Consider the following 16,334-nt stretch of genomic DNA (forward strand, 5'->3'; position numbering starts at 1 on the left):
ATGGTTCCGATGAACGAGTAACGGCTCGTGCTGCGCGCCGTCCGCTGGGTTGTGCCGTGGGTTCACTCATGCGAACGCCAACTCCTTCTTGTTACCGAGTACGCCCTGCGGCCTGAAGATCATGAGCAGCATGAGCGCAACACCCACCAGGATGTACCGGAGCTGACCGGCCTGGACGTTGGTGAGGAATGTGATGGCCCCGATCTCGATGGCGCCAAAGAGCAGGCTCTGGGTAAGCGACAGAACCACCCAGAAAATCATCGCTCCGAGCACCGGACCAAGCACCGTGGCCATGCCACCGAGCAGCAGGACGGTGTAGAGGAAGAACGTGAGCTCTGTTGCGTAGTTCGCCGGCTGCACGGCGCCGCGGGGGATCGTGAAGATCATGCCCGCAACCGTGCCCATCAGGCCACCGATGATCAGCGCCTGCATCTTGTATGCGTAGACGTTCTTGCCGAGTGAACGGACAGCGTTCTCGTCTTCGCGGATGCCCTTCAGTACGCGTCCCCATGGGCTGCGCATGAGCAGCCACACGGAAAGGCAGGCCAGGGCAACGATCGTCCAGCCCACCACGCGGATGAAGAGACCGTCCGCGTTCATGCCGACGGGACCGATGTTGTAGGCACCGTCGGGGAACGGGTTCAGGGCGAAGAACCCGTTCTCGAAGCCGCCGGCCAGGCCGTTGGCGGAGCCGGTGACATTCGTGAGGCTGTTGGTGGTCACCACATAGCGGATGATTTCCGCGGCCGCGATGGTCACGATCGCCAGGTAGTCAGCCCGCAGGCGCAGTGTGGGAATGCCGAGCAGGATCGCAAAGACCACCGAGGCAAGCAGCGCGATAAGCACTGCGACCGGAAGCGGCGCTCCGAAACTAAGCGTTGGGATAGCAAAGCCGTAGGCCCCGACCGCCATGAAACCCGCCTGGCCGAAATTGAGCAGGCCGGTATAGCCGAAGTGCACTGCGAGGCCGAGCGCTGCCAGCGCATAGGCCGCCGTCGTCGGGCTGATCATTTCGCCTAAGGCGAGGGAGAAGATGTTAACAAAGTCCATTTCAGTGGCCCCTAACCTACGCGCTCTCGACGGCCGAGGATGCCCTCGGGCCTGAAGAGAAGAACAACGATCATGATGAGCAGAGCGCCGACGTACTTGAGGTCGGCCTCGAGCCAGATGGTGGACACTTCGACGAAGAGGCCCACGAGAACCGAGCCGAGCAGTGCGCCGAAGACCGTTCCCAGTCCGCCGAGCACCACACCGGCGAAGATGAGGAGCAGGATCTGCTGACCCATGTTGAAGGAAACGCCCGGGCGGTAGTAGGCCCAGAGGATGCCTCCCAGTGCTGCCAGTGCACCGCCGACCACCCAGACAAGCCGGATGACTCGGTCGACGTCGATACCGGACGCTGCGGCCAGTGCCGGGTTGTCAGCAACTGCGCGCGTTGCCTTTCCCACACGGGTACGCAGGAGAAGGAACGCGATCACGAGGATGACGATGAGGCTTGTGATGAGGGAGGTCAGGTTGTTCCGGGTGATGGACACCAGCCCGAAGTTCAGCATCTGTCCCTGCGCACCGGGCAGTTGCTGGGTCGCACCACCGAAGTTGAACTGGATGATGTAGCGCAGCGCAAGGGCAAGACCGATGCTCACGATCATCATCGGTATGAGCCCGGAGCCGCGCTTGCGCAGCGGCTTCCAGAGGCCCGCGTCCTGCACATAGCCCAGAGCGGCCCCGCCGATAACGGCGAGGATGATGGCGACGATCGCGGGAAGGCCCAGAGCGGCAAATCCAAACGCGAAGACGGCGCCAGCTGTGACCATCTCGCCGTGGGCGAAGTTGGTCAGGCCGGTGGTACCGAAGATGAGGGACAAGCCGACGGCGCTCAGCGCGAGGAGCAGGCCGAAGCTCAGTCCGGCGACTGCCCTGTCGACGAGGGTGTCGAGGAAATTGCTGCTGCTCTCCACGATGCCCTCGCCGAACAGGAAGAGCGTGGTGATGTTGGTCGTTCCGGCGAACGTGACGGTGCGGGGGTTCTCCTGGCCTTCTGCCAGGGCGGCGCCCTCGGGGAGGGTGGACTCGTCGAGTTCAACCTCGTAGGCCCCCTGCTCCTCGACCTCGACAACCCAACGGCCATTCTCATCGGAGGTGGTTTCGCCTTCGAAACCCTCACCGGTGACCGTGATCCGAACGTCTGCGAGCGGACCCTCGGCGTTGCGCAGCACGCCGCTGATCCGATTCTGGAATTCCCCGGCCTGGACGGAGGCGGGGGTCTGCATGTTCATGACGGGGGCCGCAGCGTGTGCTGATGCTCCTGCGGCGGGTGCGCTCATGAACAGCGCGGCCATGAGGCCGGCAATCAGGAGCAGTAGCCTCCTGCGCCATGCCGGCGTCGGCTTGGTTATCAAGTTATGAACCTCCACGATGGTGGCTTGTCCGTCGAGGTACGACGGCCTTACAGCCTGTGATCGAAGTCACTCAGTGTGGAGATTATGTTACCTGCGCTGTGTTACCACTTTTTGCCATATAGAGTCTGCGAGATAGCGATTGGATAACAACTGTTCGGCAGGGGTTACCCGCGGGTAGCGCGAACGCCTTCAAGCGAGGAAACTGGGCCGGCGCTGAGGCGGGCTCAGAGGTAGAGGCCGGTGCCGGCGTCGTCGGTCTCGGGTTGCGCCACCGCGTGGACGTCCCGCTCGCGCAGGAGGATGTAACCGGTGCCGCCGACGTCGACTTCGGACTTTTCTTCCGGGTCGAACAGCACGCGGTCACCGCGTGAGACCTGCCGGACGACGGGCCCGGCCGCGGCCACATCTGCCCAGGCGAGCCGCTTGCCCATGACTGCGGTGGCGGGAATGACAATGCCCGACGACGAACGCCGCTCGCTGCTGTCCTTGTCCAGGATGACCAGGAGGCGGTCGTGCAGCATTTTCAGCGGTAGCGCGTCGGGCAGGGGAGCTTTCATGGCTGGGGAGTTCGGCACGCCGACAGTCTACCGTCGGAGCCGCAGCCGCCTGGAGGTCCGTTGCTGCGGGACGGCAGGAACAAATCAGCGTCAGATCCGTTGATATTGGTAGGGTTGAACCATCTCAGCCCCCAGATGGAGGACTACATCACAATGGCAATCGGCGGTAACCCGGTTTTCAACGGTAAGAACTTCCGTACCGCTGCCCGCGGCAACAATCCGGCAGCGCACGGTTCCACAGCTTTGGCCGGTCAAACGGCCATGAACCAGCAGCAGCTGGAGCACCTCTACAACCAGCCTTCGGCAGGTCCTGCGGACACGGGGCGCATGACGTTCGACGACGTCATCGTCAAGACCATCGCCACCATCGGCATGGTGTTGGTCGGCGCCGCTGTTCCCGTGTTCCTGTTCCCCTCACTGGCGCCGCTGCTGATGATCGTGGGCCTGATCGGCGGCTTCGTGCTGGGCCTGGTCAACTCCTTCAAGCGCGAGCCGGTGCCCGCGCTGATCCTCGGCTACGGGTTCCTTGAGGGCCTGTTCCTCGGTGGCATCACCATGTTCCTTGAGGCGATGTTCCCGAACATCGCCATGCAGGCACTGATCGGCACGCTCTCGGTGTTCGCGGTGACGCTTCTGCTTTTCAGGAGCGGCAAGGTACGCGCGACTCCCAAGGCCATGAAGATCTTCATGATCATGATCATCGGGTACGCGCTGTTCAGCCTCGTAAACCTCGGCCTGATGATCTTCGGCGCGACTGATGGAATGTTCGGCGTTCGCAGCGCCGGAATCCCGGGAACGCAGGGAATGTTCGGATTCGAGAACGGAATCCCGTTCGGCATCGTCATCGGTCTTTTCGCCATCGGCCTCGCCGCTTTCTCCCTGGTCATCGACTTCACGATGATCAGCGAGGGCGTCCGCAACGGCGCACCGCGCAAATACTCCTGGACCGCAGCATTCGGCCTGACGGTCACCCTCGTGTGGCTGTACATCGAATTCCTCCGCCTCATCGCGATCCTGCGTGGCAGCGAGTAATCACCTGAATAACGAGGAAGGCCCCCGACTCTGTCGGGGGCCTTCCTCGTTAAGGGGAACTTTTGCGCAGGTCCGGTGGGTGGTGGGGGGAGTGGGGGTCAGGAAACCCGGGCGGCGCCGTCCGCCGGGGACACCGCGAAGATGGCCGGCTCGGTGAAGCCCGCTGCGGCGAAGGCCGCCGTCACCGCTGAACCCACGCGGTCCAGATCCTCCAGCTGAACCAGCGCGATGGCCGAGCCGCCGAAGCCCCCGCCCGTCATGCGGGAACCCAGTGCGCCGGCTTCCCGGGACGATTCAACGGCGAGGTCGAGTTCGGCGCAGGAAATCTCGAAATCATCCCGCATGGACACGTGGCTGGCATCCAGCAGGGGCGCAATGGCCCGTGGTCCTTCGCTACGGAGGAGCTCGACGGTGGCTTGCACCCGTGCGTTCTCCGTGACGACGTGCCGTACCCGGCGGAATGTTTCCTCGTCCAGCAGGCCGGATGCCTCCTCGAGGTCCTCCTCGCTGAGGTCGCGCAGCGCCGGAACGCCCATGACGTCGGCGCCGACCTCGCACGCACGACGGCGTGACGCGTAACCGCCGGTGGCATGGGAATGGCTCACCCGGGTGTCGATGACAAGCAGAGCCAGGCCGTTCTCCTGCAGCGGCAGGGGGACAAGCTCGGCGTCCTGCGTGCGGCAGTCCAGGAACACCGCGTGTCCGACTTTGCCGAGCAGCGACGCGGACTGGTCCATGAGCCCCGTGGGTGCGCCGACCATCTCGTTCTCGGCGCGCTGGCCGATGAGCGCGAGTTCCGAGCCGTTGAGACCAAGCCCGAACAGCTCATTGGCTGCGACAGCGACAGCGCACTCGATGGCGGCGGACGAGGACAGGCCGGCTCCGACGGGAACCTGCGAGTCAATCAGCAGGTCCATGCCCCTGATCGAATGGCCCGCCTGACGCAGGGCCCACAGGACTCCCACCGGGTAGGCGGCCCAGCCTTCGACGTCGCCGGCGGCCAGTTCATCCAGGTCACTGATGATGACCTCGCCGGAGCTGGAGAACGTCGAGCTGACCCGGACGGTGGAATCTTCCCGGACGGAAGCTGCAACCTGCGTGGCCCGGTCGATCGCGAACGGCAGCACAAACCCGTCGTTGTAGTCGGTGTGCTCACCGATCACGTTGACCCGGCCGGGGGCAGCCCACACCCCGAGGGGTGCGTGCCCGAAGCGATCCTCAAAATGCTGGACGAGAGTCATGCTGTGACCTTCCCTGTGGGTGTTGCGGCGCGCAGGGTGGCGGCAACCTGCTCCGGAGTGGTGTCGTTGATGAAAGCGCCCATTGCTGCTTCCGAACCGGCGAGGAACTTCAGCTTATCCTCGGCTCTGCGCGGAGAGGTCAGCTGCAGGTGAAGGTAGCCGGCCTCGCGCAGCTCAGGAACCAGCGGCGCCTGATGCCACGCGGCAATGTACGGGGTGGGTGTGCTGTAGATGCCGTCCACGCGGGCGAGCAGGTCGAGGTACAGCGTGGTCAGCTCGTCCTTTTCCTCGCCGGTCAGTGCGGCGATATCAGGAACGTGACGGTGAGGCACGAGGTGGACCTCGAGCGGCCAGCGCGCTGCGAACGGCACGTACGCGCTGAAGTGTTCGCCTTCGAGCACCATGCGCTCGCCGGACTCACGCTCGGACTTCAGGACCGAGCCCATGAGGGTTCCGCGCCCGTTGACGGCGTCGAAATAGCGCCGGGCAGCCTGGCCCATCAGTGCCGCACGCGGCGGAACGAACGGGTAGGCGTAGATCTGCCCGTGTGGGTGCAGTAGCGTCACGCCGATGTCAGCGCCGCGGTTCTCGAACGGGAAAACCTGCCGGATGCCGTCCATGGCGGAGAGCGCTTCAGTCCGGTGGGCCCATGCTTCGATGACCGTGCGCGCCCGCTCCGGCGGCAGGGACCCGAAGGAGCCTTCGTGGGAGGAATCGAAGGCGACCACTTCGCACCGTCCGAAGGCCGTCGTCGTCGTGCCCCAGCCTGTGCTGGCGGGCTGGAGCTCCGGCAGTTCACCGAGGTCGGGTCCGAAGGAGGAGAAGCGGTTTTCGAACACCACTACCTCGTAGTCGGCGGCCGGAACTTCGGACAGGTTGCCGGCTGTGGAGGGGCACAGCGGGCACTGGTCCGCGGGGGGCAGGTGGGTGCGTGTCTGCCGGTGTGCGGCCACGGCCGTCCATTCGCCGGTCAGCGGGTCGTAGCGCACGTCTCCCGTGCCGCCGCGCGGCGGGAGGCCACGCGAATCGACGACGGAGGCAGGATCGCGGTGCAGCGCCGCCGCCTTTTCGCTGGAGTCGAAGTAAATCAGCTCGCGCCCGTCGGATAAGCGGGTGGGGGTTACCTGGGTCATGGTGTGTCCTGGGGATTGGAGGATGTACGGGTTGGGGGAGTGAGGATGCTGGTAGTCCGGGCATAGCGTGGGTCATCCGGCGGGGAATCGGTCACGATGCAGTGCACTCGCTCGATCCCGGCGATGCGCGCCAGGCTCACCGTGCCGAACTTCGTGGAGTCAGCCAGAACGACCAGCCGGCCGCACTGTTCGGCGAAGGCACGGTTGGTGTCTGCCTCGGCGAGGTTGGGGGTGGTAATCCCGGCCTGGGCGTCCACACCATGGGCACCCATGAAGCAGAGATCCACGTTGAAGGACCGGACGGTGGAGGCGGCGATGGGTCCCACCAGCGCCTCGGAGGGGGAGCGCTCGCCGCCGGTGAGCAGGACGGTCACGCCGGGAGGGGCGCTCCGGTGCAGCTTTTCGGCGGCCGGCAGGGAATTGGTGAGGATGGTCAACGGCCCGGAGAGGTGGTCGACAAGGCGGTACGTGGTGGTGCCGCCGGTGAGTGCCACGGTCATGCCCGGTTGGATGAGGGCTGCCGCCGCTGCCGCGATGGACTCCTTGGCCTCCGGGCGCTGGTCTGCGTTGGCTCCGAAGCCGGGCTCGAGCGCACTGAGCGCAGTCCGGGATGCCGCGCCGCCGTGGACCTTGCGGAGTGCGCCGGCGGCGTCGAGAACGTCGATGTCGCGCCGGATGGTCATATCCGAAACGCCCAAAGCCTCCGCGAGTTCGCTGACGCGGACCGTTCGCTGCACGCCAAGCTTCGCCAGAATGGCGGCATGCCGGTCGGCAGCGAGCATGAGCGGACTCCGTTCGTTGGCAAGTACGCTTAACAAAATACAACGGTTTCAAACATTTTCAAACAGATGAGCGAAAGCAGTTCTGTCAGACTGTTGTGAAAAGATTGGTCCATGACGCGTCCCTCGCGGCGAAAAACGCAGCAGCCCTTCTCCGGTGGCTTTGTTGTGCCCCCGGGCCGGTCCGCCGGCGAGGACGTTCCCTACGCGCTGAGGATCGGAGCCGCCTGGGCGTGGCGCGTCGGCCTGATCCTCGTGGTGTCCGCTGCGGTGCTCTGGCTGATGAGCCGGATCTCCCTGCTGGTCATTCCGCTGATGATCGCTGGCCTCCTCTCCAGCCTCCTGACGCCGGCGGTGGCATTCCTGCGCAAACGCAAAGTGCCGGGTGGGATCGCGGTGACGGTCACCGTCCTCGGATTCCTGCTTGCCGTGGCAGCCACCCTCTCACTGGTCGGGCAGCAGCTGGCCGTCGGATTCGCTTCGCTCTGGGGCGAGGCACTGGCGGGAATCCAACAGGTCCAGGACTGGCTTTCCGAGGGCCCCCTGCACCTCACCTCATCGCAGATCGACGGCTTCATCGACGAGGTCGCCAACGCCGTGGACAACAACTCCGGGGTGATCGTCAGCGGTGCGCTGTCCTTTGGATCGGGCGCCGGCTACTTCCTGGCGGGGCTGCTTCTCACGGTGTTCGCGCTGATCTTTTTCCTGCACGACGGCGACACCATCTGGCGCTTTATCGCCGGCCTTGCGCCACGGCGGGCACGCGCGGCGATCACCGGTGCCGGACGCCAGGGCTGGACCTCGATGGCCAACTACGTCCGGGTGCAGATCCTCGTCGCGTTCATCGACGCCGTCGGCATCGGGCTGGGAGCCGCCATCATCGGGGTGCCGCTCGTTCTTCCGCTGACGGTGCTGGTTTTCCTGGGCTCGTTCATACCCATCCTCGGCGCGCTTTTCACCGGCATGGTGGCCGTCCTGCTGGCGCTGGTGGCCAACGGGTGGGTCAATGCGCTGGTGATGCTGGGCATCGTCCTGCTGGTGCAGCAGGTGGAAGGGCACATCCTGCAGCCGTTCGTCATGGGCCGCGCCGTGTCCCTGCACCCACTTGCCGTGGTGCTGGCGGTTGCGGGCGGCTCCCTCATCGCCGGTGTTGCCGGCGCCTTGTTTTCCGTACCGCTGTTGGCGATCCTCAACACGGTCGTTCGTTACATAGCGGGCCGCACCTGGGAGACGGATCCTGCCCTTGGCGCGCCCCCGGAACATCCCGATGACGGCGCTGTCCCCGCGCCGCGCCCCTCCGGTGAACCATTTGGACCGGAACCCTCCACGAAAGAAGCGTCAACGTGACCACGGATCTCGCCCAGCTGGCAGTGACCCTCGAGGACGTCCTCGCAGCACAGAAAATGCTCGACGGCGTCATTGCGTACACGCCCATCGAGGACTCCCGCGCGCTCGGCAGGCTGACGGGCGCCAGGGTGTCGCTGAAGTGCGAGAACCTGCAGCGCGCAGGCTCCTTCAAGGTGCGTGGCGCCTACACCCGGATGGCCAGGCTGTCCGCGGAAGAGCGGGCCCGCGGCGTCGTCGCTGCCTCGGCAGGAAACCACGCGCAGGGCGTCGCAGTAGCGGCCGCCCGGCTTGGCATCAAGGCACGTATCTACATGCCGCTCGGAGTGGCGCTGCCGAAGCTCGCGGCAACCCGTGGGCACGGTGCCGAAGTGGTGCTGCACGGTCACAACGTGGATGAGGCCCTGGCCGAGGCGAAACGATACGCCGATGAGCATGGCGCGGTCTTCGTCCACCCGTTCGACAACGTGGACGTCGTGGCCGGACAGGGGACAATCGGCCTGGAAATCCTCGAGCAGGTTCCGGACGTCGACACCATCCTGATGGGGGTTGGCGGCGGAGGGCTGCTGGCCGGTGTCTCGGTCGCCGTCAAGGCACGGGCACGGGAGCTGGGACGGGAGATCCGGGTGATCGGGGTGCAGGCCGAGAACGCAGCGGCCTATCCGCCGTCGCTGGCTGCTGACGCGCTGGTGCCGCTGCAGAAGGTTTCCACGATCGCGGACGGCATTGCCGTGGGCCGGCCGGGGCAGCTTCCGTTCTCCATCATCCGTGAACTGGTCGACGACGTCGTCACCGTCAGCGAAGACTCCCTCGCCCGTGCGCTGATCTTCCTGCTGGAGCGGTCCAAAATGGTGGTGGAGCCGGCCGGCGCGGTGGGCGTCGCCGCACTGCTGGACGGAAAACTGACGGAGAACGGCGCCAACCCGGGGAACACCGTCGTCGTGCTGTCCGGCGGCAACATCGACCCCATGCTGATGCTCAAGGTCATCCAGCGCGGCCTTGCCGCCGCCGGCAGGTACCTCGTGGTGCGCATGCTGCTCGATGACCGGCCGGGTTCGCTGGCCACCATCTCCCGCATCATCGCCGAGTCCGATGCCAACGTGACCGGAGTAGACCACACCCGGGTGGGCGGCTCAATCAGCATGGGCGACGTGGCGATCACCATCAACATGGAGACGAAGGGCGAGGAACACTGCGAGCAGGTGCTGAACAACCTGCGCGCCGAGGGCTTCCAACCCGTTGTCATCCAGGGCTGACATGCTGGCGAAAAGGGCACGGGGCGCGCTGACGACGGTCGTCGGCTTCGCTGCCCTGCTGTGGATCGTGCACCTGGTGAACTCGGCCACCGGCTTCTTCCTGATCCGGCTGCTCGGCATTGTGCCGCGGGAAGTGGAAGGGCTCGACGGCGTCGTGTTCGCGCCGCTGCTGCATGCGGATGCGGGGCATCTGTTCAGCAACACGCTGCCGCTGCTGGTGTTGGGGTTCCTGGCGCTCCTGGAGGGTGCCAGGCGCTTTGCCGTAGCAGTCGGGGCGAGCTGGCTGGCCTCCGGGCTTGGCGTCTGGATCTTCGGCGGCGGTGTGACGATCGGCGCGTCCGGGCTGGTCTTCGGGCTGTTTGCCTACCTGCTGGTCCGCGGTTTCTACAACCGGGACTGGAAGCAGATCCTGCTCGCTGTGCTGCTCTTCCTGATGTACGGCTCGCTGCTCTGGGGGGTGCTGCCGCAGTTCGGATCGAACATCTCCTGGCAGGCGCACCTCTTCGGTGCGCTCGGTGGAGTGCTGGCCGCGCTGCTGCTGAAACGGCGGCCGGCCCCAACTGGGACCGACCGCCGTCTACCGTATGCGCCCCGCCGGGGCGACTGAGCTTTTCGAGCGCAGGCCCTAACCGACGTAGGGCTTCGCCGACAGGACCTCGACGGTGATTTCCTTGCCGTTGGGCGCGGTGTACTTCACGGTGTCTCCGGCCTTGTGGCCCTGGATCGCTGCGCCCAGCGGGGACCTCTCGCTGTAGACATTGAGATCGGTGTCCCCTGCTACTTCCCGGCTGCCGAGGAGGAAGGTCTCCTTGTCTCCGGCGATGTTCGCCTCGACGAGCATGCCGGGCTCAACAATGCCGTCATCTGCCGGGGACTCGCCCACGTGTGCGTTGTTCAGCAGTTCGGTGAGCTGCCGGATGCGGGCCTCGGCCTTGCCCTGCTCTTCCTTGGCCGCGTGGTAGCCGCCGTTCTCCTTGAGGTCACCCTCAGAGCGGGCCTGCTCGATGCGGGAAACGATCTCGGTGCGGCCGGGGCCGGACAGGTGGTCCAGCTCAGCCTTGAGGCGGTCGTAGGACTCCTTGGTGAGCCAGGCGACGGATGCGCTGTTGGTGGACACGATATCTCCTTAGGTACGTCGAAGCCCTCACACGGGATTCGGCTGCGGTCTTCGCCGTGATGCACGCATCTACAAGCAAAGACCCCGCCTGCGTGATGGCCTCTTCTCCTGGAGTACTCCAGCGAGAACCAACCGCGCAGGCGGGGCGGAACGTATCAGTCCATTATAGACAGCAAGCTTCAATTACCCAATAACCGGGCGGATTCTGGATCGGTGACAGTCAGGATTGCCCGAGGATCCAGCAGGCGTTGACGCCGCCGCTGACTCCCTGGGACTCGGTCCGGACCGTGGTGCTGTGGGACGAGGTGCCGCCGTCGACGGAACCGGAATTGGTGGGCGGAATGGTCACCACCATCCAGCCGACGATGGCATAGGACTGATTCAGGACCTGCACCGCGCACTGTGCGGTGGCGGCCGGATCCTTGGTGACTTCATAGTCCACGCGGGCCACGGCAGGGCCTTCGATGCTGAAGCCGACGTCCTTGGACGAAACCTCCGGAGTCCCGGCGAAGAGACTGAAGATGCCGGTGGCGACCACCGCGACGGCCAGGGCGGCCCAGATCACCCAGCGCTTGCGCCGGCTGGCCGACCCGGAGGCGGGCCGCTGTGGCTTGGGGGCGCCGTAGCGATTGGCTACTCTTGGTACTGGCGCGTGGTCGGTGCTCATCGGTTCCAAGTTTACCAACCGGTACGTTGGTAAATTCACGTCGTTTCCAGCCGGCGCCCTGACCGGGGCCGCTTGCCTCGTCACACCAGGAAAGATTCAGGAGCATTCAGTGCCCAGCCCGGAGCAAATTCCCGCTACTCCTTCAGGAAACCCAGAGAACGACGGCGGCTATCGCCTCCTCGCGGTGCATGCGCACCCGGATGATGAGTCGAGCAAGGGTGCGGCCACCATGGCCAGCTACGTCGCGGCCGGAGTGTCCGTGATGGTGGCAACCTGCACGGGAGGCGAGCGCGGTGACATCCTCAATGCGCAGATGGCTGACGTGCCGCATGCGGCCCGCGACCTCGCGGGTCTGCGCCGCCTGGAGATGGCCGAGGCGGCAGCGGCGCTCGGCGTGGAACACCGCTGGCTTGGATTCGTTGACTCGGGACTGCCTGAGGGCGATCCGCTTCCGCCGCTGCCGGCCGGGTGCTTCGCAGTGCAGCCGATCGAGCGTGCCGCAGCGCCGCTGGTGAAGCTTGTCCGGGAATACCGGCCGCACGTGATCCTGAGCTACGACGAGAACGGCGGGTACCCGCACCCGGACCACATCATGGCGCACCGGGTGGCGGTTGAGGCCTACGAGGCCGCGGGAGATCCGTCCCGCTATGCCGGTCTGGGCGAGCCGTGGAATCCGCTGAAGCTCTACTATGACCGTGCGTTCAATCCGGAGCGGTTCCGTGCCCTGCACTTCGCACTGGAGGAGGCCGGCCTGCAGTCGCCCTACGCCGAACGGATTGCTGCCTGGCTGGAGGCGGATGCCGAAGGCCACCAGCCAGCGCGGCCAACGCACCCCACCACGACGCAGATCGACTGCGGCGACTTCTTCGAACACCGGGAGCGCGCACTGCTGGCCCACCGCACGCAGGTGGACCCGGCAGGATTCTTCTTTGCCGTCTCCTCGGAGCTGCAGCGCAAGGTCTGGCCGTGGGAGGACTACTCGCTGATCTCCTCCCGTGTGCCGCAGGAGCTGCCCGAAACGGACTTCTTCGCGGGCATAGAATAATCTCCTGGCCGTCTCTGCCTATGGCATCGATGCCATGTCTCCTCGTGAAAGTGGTGCTCTGGAGTGTTCTCCCTGCTGAACCTGGCCGCAACCGTGACCCCGGCGCCCGGTGATGACCCCTCGCTGCGCCCCGGGCTTGATCCGGCCGATGTCACGCCTGGGCTGCTTGGGTTCCTGGCAACCCTCTTCCTGGTGATCGCCGTGATCTTCCTGATCCGTGACATGACCCGCAGGATCCGCCGCGTTCGCTACCGCGAAATGGCGAACCTCGAGGCGGAGGAAGCGCGGACCAGGGAAAGTGCCGGGGAACGGGAGGGTGTAGTTGTGGAGTCTGACCAAGCTCCTCCGGTGGAGCCGGAGAAACGGCCTGGCGCCGGCGGCAAACACGGACCGGAAGCACCATAGATCAGATGTGACCTGGCGCCGGCCGGGATGCCGGGGAGCCATCAGAGCGGGTTGAGGACCGCGATCAGGATGGCGATGAAGTGGGCGGCGAACGCTGCGACGGTGAACGCATGGAACAGTTCGTGGAAGCCGAACCACTGCGGACTGGGGTTGGGCCGCTTCAGCCCGTAGATGACCGCGCCGGCGATGTAGAACACGCCGCCGACCAGGATGAGGACGGTGGCCGGGACGCTGGCCGCGAGGAAGTCCGGCAGGAACAGCAACGCCGCGAGGCCGAGGGCAATGTAGATGGGGACGTAGAGCCAGCGTGGCGCGTTGACCCACAGAACGCGGAAGAGGACGCCCGCTATGGCTCCGCACCAGATCAGCCAGAGCAGGAAGGTGGCCTTGTCCTGGGGCAGCAGCGCCCAGGAGAGCGGGGTGTAGCTTCCCGCGATGACCAGCATGATGTTGGTGTGGTCCAGGCGCTTCAGTACCGCCTTCGTGCGGGGCTGCCAGTTGCCGCGGTGGTAGATGGCACTCACACCGAAGAGCAGGACGCCGGTGAAGGCGTAGATCGCGGAGGTGACTTTCCCGGCCGCGGTGGGAGCGAGGGCAACGAGCACGATTCCGGCGGCGATGGCGAGGGGAGTGGCACCGAGGTGGATCCATCCCCGCCACTTCGGTTTGATGCTCAGCGCGTCTGCAGCCCGCTCGACGGCGGATTCCACCGGGCCGTCAACGGGGGCCGATTCGTCCGGGTTCCGGCGGGAATTCGGCGCACCGGGTGAAGGGGAAACGCGTCGGCTCATGACCGGAATTCTAGCCGACGGGTACGTAAGTTACTAACGAGTAACAAGCGCTGCAGCCAGCGCCACGGGGCACGTGCCGGTACGGTAGGAACTGAATCCTCACTAGCTGATCGGAAGGACAGGTGGGCGCTGCCGTGATGTTTCCCTCGTTTGCCTACAACTTCTACGAGCGCAAACTCCAGCGGTCACTGGCAGCCGACCGCATCCCGCACCATATCGGCGTCATGGTTGACGGCAACCGCCGCTGGGCGAAGCTCGCCGGTGCGCCGACGCAGCACGGCCATCAGGCCGGCGCGGACAAGATCCTCGAGTTCCTCGGCTGGTGCCGCGAACTCGGCGTTGAAGTGGTCACGCTCTATATGCTCTCCACCGACAACATGAGCCGCTCGGCGGAGGAGATCGAGCAGCTTCTGGACATCATCGGGAACACCCTCGACCGCCTGGGTGAAACGCGGACAGTGCGCGTCCAGCCGGTCGGCGCCCTCGATCTGCTTCCGGAACACCTCGCAGCCAAGGTCACCGAGCTCGCCGAACGCACCGCCTGCATTGAAGGGCTCCACGTCAACGTTGCCGTGGGTTACGGCGGGCGCCGCGAGATTGTCGACGCCGTCAAGGAACTGCTGATGCATGCGGACTCCGAGGGGGCATCGCTGGCCGATGTCGCCGGGAACCTGTCCGCCGGGCAGATTTCCGAGTACCTGTACACGCGCGGCCAGCCGGACCCGGACCTCGTGATCCGCACCTCGGGTGAATTGCGGCTCTCCGGTTTCCTCATGTGGCAGAGCGCGTATAGCGAGTTCTACTTTTGCGAGGCGCTCTGGCCGGACTTCCGAAGGGTCGATTTCCTTCGCGCGCTGCGCGATTACGGACGCAGGCAACGTCGCTTCGGCGGGTAGCATTCCTTCCGCATTTGGTCACCCAGAATTCACGCGACACGCACCCAGCGCCGCTGCCGCCGTCGTCGTCCGGGCGTAATGTCTGTTGCATCGGTCAGCACCCGCCGGCCGAACGGGGAGGCCACCAATGCAGGCACCGTGCCCACCAGCACATGCTTCGAAAAGGGGAGGCCGCGCGCGGCCTCCTGGCCGGCCCGCCTCACCCAAGCCCTAGATTATTCTCGGGCGTTCCTCGCCCGGGGAAGTGGAGTTGAAGTGGCCACATCTCGCACAACCCAGCGATCCGCAACCGACACGCTTAGCAACACCAAGGCCCGCCCGGCGGCGCAGGACGAACAAGTCCTCGCAGCGGCGGGCCTTTCTGCTGTCGAAAGCCTCGGCAGCCGCAGCTATGTCCTGGATACCTCAGTGCTGCTGTCGGATCCGCGGGCCATCACGCGTTTCGCGGAGCATGAGGTGATCCTGCCGATCGTGGTGATCACCGAACTCGAAGGCAAGCGCCACGATCCCGAGCTGGGCTTCTTCGCACGCAAGGCCCTGCGGCTCCTCGATGAACTGAGAGTGGAACACAACGGGCTGAACCGGGCCATTCCGCTGGGGACCGAGGGCGGAACGCTCCGGGTGGAACTCAATCACGTGTCCACCGAGGTGCTGCCCGTCGGTTTCCGCAGCGGCGACAATGACTCCCGGATCCTTGCCGTGGCCAAGAACCTCTCCGACGAGGGCCGCAACGTCACGGTGGTGTCCAAGGACCTGCCGATGCGCGTCAAGGCGTCCGCAATGGGGCTGCAGGCGGACGAGTACCGCAACGAACTCGTCAAGGATTCCGGCTGGACCGGGGTGGCGGAACTGGACACCCTGGACGACGACGTCGACACCCTCTATACGCACGAGCCCGTCTTCCTGCCGGCCGCCGCGGAACTGCCCGCGAACACCGGGGTCATCCTCCACTCCGGGAAGGGCTCAGCGCTGGGCCGGGTAGGCGCCGACAAGCAGGTGCGGCTGGTGCGCGGGGACCGCGACGTGTTCGGGCTGCATGGCCGGTCTGCGGAACAGCGGCTCGCGATCGACCTGCTCATGGACCCGGAGGTGGGGATCGTGTCCCTCGGCGGGCGGGCCGGCACCGGAAAGTCCGCGTTGGCGCTGTGCGCCGGGCTCGAGGCCGTCCTTGAGCGGCGGGAGCACCGCAAGGTCGTGGTGTTCCGGCCGCTGTATGCTGTGGGCGGCCAGGAGCTGGGCTACCTGCCGGGCAGCGAGAGCGAGAAGATGAACCCCTGGGCGCAGGCTGTCTTCGACACCCTCGGCGCGCTGGTCTCGCAGGAGGTCGTGGAGGAGGTGATGGACCGCGGCATGCTGGAGGTGCTGCCGCTCACCCATATCCGCGGACGGTCCCTGCATGATTCCTTCGTGATTGTGGACGAGGCGCAGTCGCTCGAGAAGAACGTGCTCCTCACGGTGATGAGCCGGATCGGGCAGAACTCCAAGATTGTGCTCACCCATGACGTGGCGCAGCGGGACAACCTGCGGGTGGGCCGGCATGACGGCATTGCCGCCGTCGTCGAGACGCTCAAGGGGCACCCGTTGTTCGGCCACATCACGCTCACCCGTTCCGAGCGCTCGCCGATCGCCGCATTGGTGACGGACCTGCTGGAGGGTGCGGAGATCTAAGGCT

17 protein-coding genes are annotated in these 16,334 nt (G+C 65.6%); 8 read left to right on the forward strand and 9 right to left on the reverse strand.

The window, feature by feature from the left end; translation table 11 throughout:
- Positions 1-66: 66 nt before the first annotated feature.
- The 3 genes from JOD47_RS13065 to JOD47_RS13075 form a co-directional block, all read right to left on the reverse strand.
- Positions 67-1,050: a branched-chain amino acid ABC transporter permease gene (locus tag JOD47_RS13065; protein WP_204534844.1), complete on the reverse strand. Its 984-nt coding sequence runs from the start codon at positions 1,048-1,050 to the stop codon at positions 67-69.
- Between the two features lie 11 nt (positions 1,051-1,061).
- Entirely contained in the window at positions 1,062-2,339 is a 1,278-nt protein-coding gene (locus tag JOD47_RS13070; protein ID WP_204536704.1) for a branched-chain amino acid ABC transporter permease, read from the reverse strand.
- A 284-nt stretch (positions 2,340-2,623) separates the two neighbouring features.
- A complete protein-coding gene (locus JOD47_RS13075; RefSeq protein WP_204536706.1) occupies positions 2,624-2,956 on the reverse strand; it encodes a GroES family chaperonin in 333 nt (110 codons plus the stop codon).
- A gap of 153 nt (positions 2,957-3,109) precedes the next feature.
- Between JOD47_RS13075 and JOD47_RS13080 the strand changes: the two genes are divergently transcribed.
- A complete protein-coding gene (locus JOD47_RS13080; RefSeq protein WP_204536708.1) occupies positions 3,110-3,988 on the forward strand; it encodes a Bax inhibitor-1/YccA family protein in 879 nt (292 codons plus the stop codon).
- A 98-nt stretch (positions 3,989-4,086) separates the two neighbouring features.
- Here the strand turns inward: JOD47_RS13080 and galK are convergent, their stop codons facing one another.
- Genes galK through JOD47_RS13095 form a run of 3 tightly spaced genes read right to left on the reverse strand, consistent with a single transcriptional unit; the run spans position 4,087 to position 7,144 of the window.
- A complete protein-coding gene (gene galK / locus JOD47_RS13085) occupies positions 4,087-5,229 on the reverse strand; it encodes a galactokinase (RefSeq protein WP_204534846.1) in 1,143 nt (380 codons plus the stop codon).
- Entirely contained in the window at positions 5,226-6,362 is a 1,137-nt protein-coding gene (gene galT / locus JOD47_RS13090; RefSeq protein ID WP_204534848.1) for a galactose-1-phosphate uridylyltransferase, read from the reverse strand. The genes galK and galT overlap by 4 nt, the downstream gene beginning before the upstream one ends.
- Positions 6,359-7,144 (reverse strand): DeoR/GlpR family DNA-binding transcription regulator, encoded by a 786-nt coding sequence (locus JOD47_RS13095; protein WP_204534849.1) that lies wholly within the window; start codon positions 7,142-7,144, stop codon positions 6,359-6,361. The genes galT and JOD47_RS13095 overlap by 4 nt, the downstream gene beginning before the upstream one ends.
- Positions 7,145-7,255: 111 nt before the next feature.
- Here JOD47_RS13095 and JOD47_RS13100 point away from each other — a divergent pair, with 111 nt between their 5' ends.
- Genes JOD47_RS13100 through JOD47_RS13110 form a run of 3 tightly spaced genes read left to right on the forward strand, consistent with a single transcriptional unit; the run spans position 7,256 to position 10,348 of the window.
- Positions 7,256-8,488 (forward strand): AI-2E family transporter, encoded by a 1,233-nt coding sequence (locus tag JOD47_RS13100; RefSeq protein WP_204534850.1) that lies wholly within the window; start codon positions 7,256-7,258, stop codon positions 8,486-8,488.
- A 56-nt stretch (positions 8,489-8,544) separates the two neighbouring features.
- A complete protein-coding gene (ilvA, locus tag JOD47_RS13105) occupies positions 8,545-9,741 on the forward strand; it encodes a threonine ammonia-lyase (RefSeq protein ID WP_239548570.1) in 1,197 nt (398 codons plus the stop codon).
- Position 9,742: 1 nt separating this feature from the next.
- The gene (locus tag JOD47_RS13110) at positions 9,743-10,348 is read left to right on the forward strand and encodes a rhomboid family intramembrane serine protease (protein WP_204534852.1); all 606 of its coding nucleotides are present in this window, start codon (positions 9,743-9,745) and stop codon (positions 10,346-10,348) included.
- Positions 10,349-10,366: 18 nt separating this feature from the next.
- On the opposite strand, the gene greA is transcribed toward JOD47_RS13110, so the two are convergent.
- Together greA and JOD47_RS13120 are read right to left on the reverse strand one after the other, a co-directional pair.
- Complete coding sequence (gene greA, locus JOD47_RS13115; protein WP_204536710.1) at positions 10,367-10,861, reverse strand: transcription elongation factor GreA; 495 nt, start codon at positions 10,859-10,861, stop codon at positions 10,367-10,369.
- 217 nt (positions 10,862-11,078) lie between these two features.
- Positions 11,079-11,525 (reverse strand): DUF4307 domain-containing protein, encoded by a 447-nt coding sequence (locus JOD47_RS13120; protein ID WP_204534853.1) that lies wholly within the window; start codon positions 11,523-11,525, stop codon positions 11,079-11,081.
- Positions 11,526-11,652: 127 nt separating this feature from the next.
- Between JOD47_RS13120 and mca the strand changes: the two genes are divergently transcribed.
- Together mca and JOD47_RS13130 are read left to right on the forward strand one after the other, a co-directional pair.
- Positions 11,653-12,570, forward strand: a complete 918-nt coding sequence (mca, locus tag JOD47_RS13125; RefSeq protein WP_204536711.1) for a mycothiol conjugate amidase Mca — start codon at positions 11,653-11,655, stop codon at positions 12,568-12,570.
- Between the two features lie 63 nt (positions 12,571-12,633).
- Complete coding sequence (locus JOD47_RS13130) at positions 12,634-12,975, forward strand: hypothetical protein (protein ID WP_204534854.1); 342 nt, start codon at positions 12,634-12,636, stop codon at positions 12,973-12,975.
- A gap of 41 nt (positions 12,976-13,016) precedes the next feature.
- On the opposite strand, the gene trhA is transcribed toward JOD47_RS13130, so the two are convergent.
- The gene (gene trhA / locus JOD47_RS13135; protein WP_204534856.1) at positions 13,017-13,766 is read right to left on the reverse strand and encodes a PAQR family membrane homeostasis protein TrhA; all 750 of its coding nucleotides are present in this window, start codon (positions 13,764-13,766) and stop codon (positions 13,017-13,019) included.
- 134 nt (positions 13,767-13,900) lie between these two features.
- On the opposite strand from trhA, the gene JOD47_RS13140 reads away from it, so the two are divergent.
- Positions 13,901-14,662, forward strand: a complete 762-nt coding sequence (locus tag JOD47_RS13140) for an isoprenyl transferase (protein WP_307836406.1) — start codon at positions 13,901-13,903, stop codon at positions 14,660-14,662.
- 396 nt (positions 14,663-15,058) lie between these two features.
- Positions 15,059-16,330 carry an RNA 5'-3' helicase PhoH2 gene (gene phoH2, locus JOD47_RS13145; RefSeq protein WP_204536714.1) on the forward strand — a complete coding sequence of 424 codons (1,272 nt, stop codon included), beginning with the start codon at positions 15,059-15,061 and terminating at the stop codon, positions 16,328-16,330.
- The last annotated feature ends 4 nt before the right edge of the window (positions 16,331-16,334 follow it).

This window comes from Arthrobacter tumbae (assembly GCF_016907495.1).
In the GTDB taxonomy this organism is placed as follows: Bacteria; Actinomycetota; Actinomycetes; order Actinomycetales; family Micrococcaceae; genus Arthrobacter_D; species Arthrobacter_D tumbae.